Source organism: Streptomyces sp. NPDC001056 (assembly GCF_053598955.1).
The window spans coordinates 1-2791 of the sequence record NZ_JBSFLI010000085.1 but is presented as its reverse complement, the minus strand read 5'-3'; the positions used below and the strand labels follow the sequence as shown (position 1 = coordinate 2791).

Genomic DNA, 2791 nt, shown 5'->3' with positions numbered 1-2791 from the left:
CACGCAGCTCGGCCGGGTCCGGCGCACAGCCCTTCTGCGGCGTCACGTAGGCGACCAGACGCCTGTCGCCCGGCCGGTCCTCACGCACCAGCACGACGACCCGGCGGACCTCCGGATGGGCTGCCACCGCGGCTTCGACCTCGCCCAGCTCGATGCGGAAACCCCGCACCTTCACCTGGTTGTCGACACGGCCGACGCAGGCCAGCCGGCCCTCGGTGTTCCACAGCCCCAGATCACCGGTGCGATACATGCGCTCCCCGTCACCCCAGGGGTTGGCGACGAACCGTTGGGCGGTGAGGCCGGCCCGGTTGAGGTAGCCGCGGGCAAGACCCGAGCCCGCCAGGTACAGCTCTCCCACCACGCCGGGGGGAACCGGCCGCAAGGACTGGTCCAGAACATAGACGCGCGTGTTCCAGAACGGACGGCCGATCGGCAACGCGCCCGGATCGACGAACTGCCCCGGAGCGATGCGGAACTCGGTGCTGTTCACCGTGGCTTCGGTGGCACCGTAGGCGTTGACCACGGTGAGGCCTGGATGCGTCGCGCGTATCCTCCGCAGTGCCTGGCCGGTCAGCGTTTCCCCGCCGAGGATCAGGGTTCCGGACGGGGAGACCTCGTCCGGGAGGTTCTCAAGTATCCCGAGGTGGGACGGTGTGACCTTCATGAACGAAGGCCGGCCGGCCGCCCCGGCGCGTTCGTCCAGTTCGGCCAGGATCACACGCCCTCCGCTCACCAGGGGTGTGTAAAGCGCCGTGACGGTCAGGTCGAACGCGATCGACGAATTGACCAATGCCGTACCGGCCGCGTCGGGGTACACCTCGCGCGCTCGGAGCAGATAAGCCCCCAGAGCGGCGTGTTCTATCACGACGCCCTTTGGTCTTCCGGTGGATCCGGAGGTGTAGATGACGTACGCCGGGTTGGCCGGCGCCGTGGATGTCTCCGGGTCGGTCACCGGGTAGGTGGTCAGGTCCGGCAGCTCGTGGAGGGTGAGTACCGGGCGCGCATCGTCGATCACGTCGTTGATGCGGTCCTGCGGGTGGTCGAGGTCGATGGGCAGGTAGGCGCCGCCGGCTTTCAACACGGCCAGAACCGCGACGACGAGGTCGATGGAGCGCGGGAGAGCCAGGGCCACGAAGTCTTCCGCGCCTACTCCGCGGTCGATGAGGTGGTGTGCCAGGCGGTTGGCGCGGGCGTTGAGTTCCTCGTAGGAGATCTCGGTGTCCTCGAAGACCACGGCGGTGGCGGTGGGGGTGCGGCGCACCTGGGCCTCGAACAGTTCGTGGGCGCACACCTGGGGGATCTCGACCGCGGTGTCGTTCCACTCGACCAGGATTCTGTGGCGCTCCTCGTCGGAGAGCACGTCGAGGTGGCCGGGAACCTGGTTCGGATCAGCGGTCACGGCGTCCAGCAGGCGGACCAGCCGGGCGGCCATCGCCTCGATCGTGGCCTGGTCGAACAGGTCCGTCGCGTAGCTGAAGACCGCGGTGAGCCCGGCGGGGGCACCGGATGCGTCGTGGGTCTCGGCGAAGGCGGCGGTGAGGTCGAACTTCTCGGCGCTGTAGGTGAGAGGTTCCGCGGTCACCTCCAGGCCGGGTAGTTCGAGGGTGGCCTCGTCGTTGTTCTGCACCACCAGCATGATCTGGAAGAGCGGGTGGTGGGCGGTGGACCTGGCCGGGTTGAGGATCTCCACCAGTTGTTCGAAGGGGACGTCCTGGTGGGCGAACGCGGCCAGGTCGGTCTCGCGGACCCGGTCCAGGAGCTCGGCGAAGGTCGGGTCGCCCGAGGTGTCGGTGCGCAACACCAGAGTGTTGACGAAGAATCCCACCAGGTCGTCGAGTGCCACATCGGTGCGGCCGGCGATCGAGGTCCCGATCGGAACATCCGTCCCAGCGCCCAGCTTGCTCAGCAGCGCGGCCAACCCGGCCTGCAGCACCATGAACAGCGTGACGTGACGGGCCGCGGCCAGCTCTTTCAGTTTCGCGTGGAGTTCCGGCTCGACAGTCCACTCCACGCGACCGCCCCGGTGGCTGGCCTCGACCGGTCGCGGCCGATCGAAACGCAGCTCCAGCTGGTCCGGCACTCCCGCCAACGCGCCGGCCCAGTAGTTCACCTGTTCGGCGAGTCGGCTGTCGGAGTCCTCGGCGGCGCCCAGCAGTTCCTGCTGCCACAAGGTGTAGTCGGCGTACTGCACCGGCAGGGCGGACCACCGCGGCTCACCGCCTCCGCACCGGGCCTCGTAAGCGGTCGCCAGGTCACGCATCAACGGAGCCAAGGACCATCCGTCGGTGGCGATGTGGTGAACCACCAGGACGAGTACGTGCTCCTGCGCGCCGACACCGAACAAGAACGCCCGGATCGGCAGCTCGGCCGACAGATCGAAAACGCAGTGCTCGGCCTGTTTCACCGCGGCGGCCAGCGCGTCCTCGTCGGCACAGTTCCGCACGTGCAGCGCAGGAACGGCCCGCTCGCCGGAGACCACCTGCTGGAAGGGCTCTCCGTCCTGTTCGGGGAACACGGTGCGCAGGGCCTCGTGCCGGTCCACCACATCGGACAGCGCCGCCCGCAGCGCGGGTATGTCCACCGCGCCGCGCAACCGCAGACTCAGCGGCGCGTTGTACGTCGCGCTCGGCCCCTCCATCTGGGCCAGGAACCACAGCCTGCGCTGCGCGGCCGACAGCGGCAGCAGGGCAGGGCGCGGCCGTGCTCCCAGAACCGGCCGGGTCCCGCCGGTGCGGAGGTTGCCGGCGACACCGGCGACGGTGGGGGCCTGGAACAGGTTCCGGATGCCCAG

General features: G+C 69.2%; 1 protein-coding gene. It reads right to left on the bottom strand.

Going from position 1 to position 2791, the window contains the following annotated elements:
• The coding region (locus tag ACWDD7_RS37470) for a non-ribosomal peptide synthetase (protein ID WP_450460689.1) at positions 1–2791 on the bottom strand (2791 nt) is incomplete at both ends.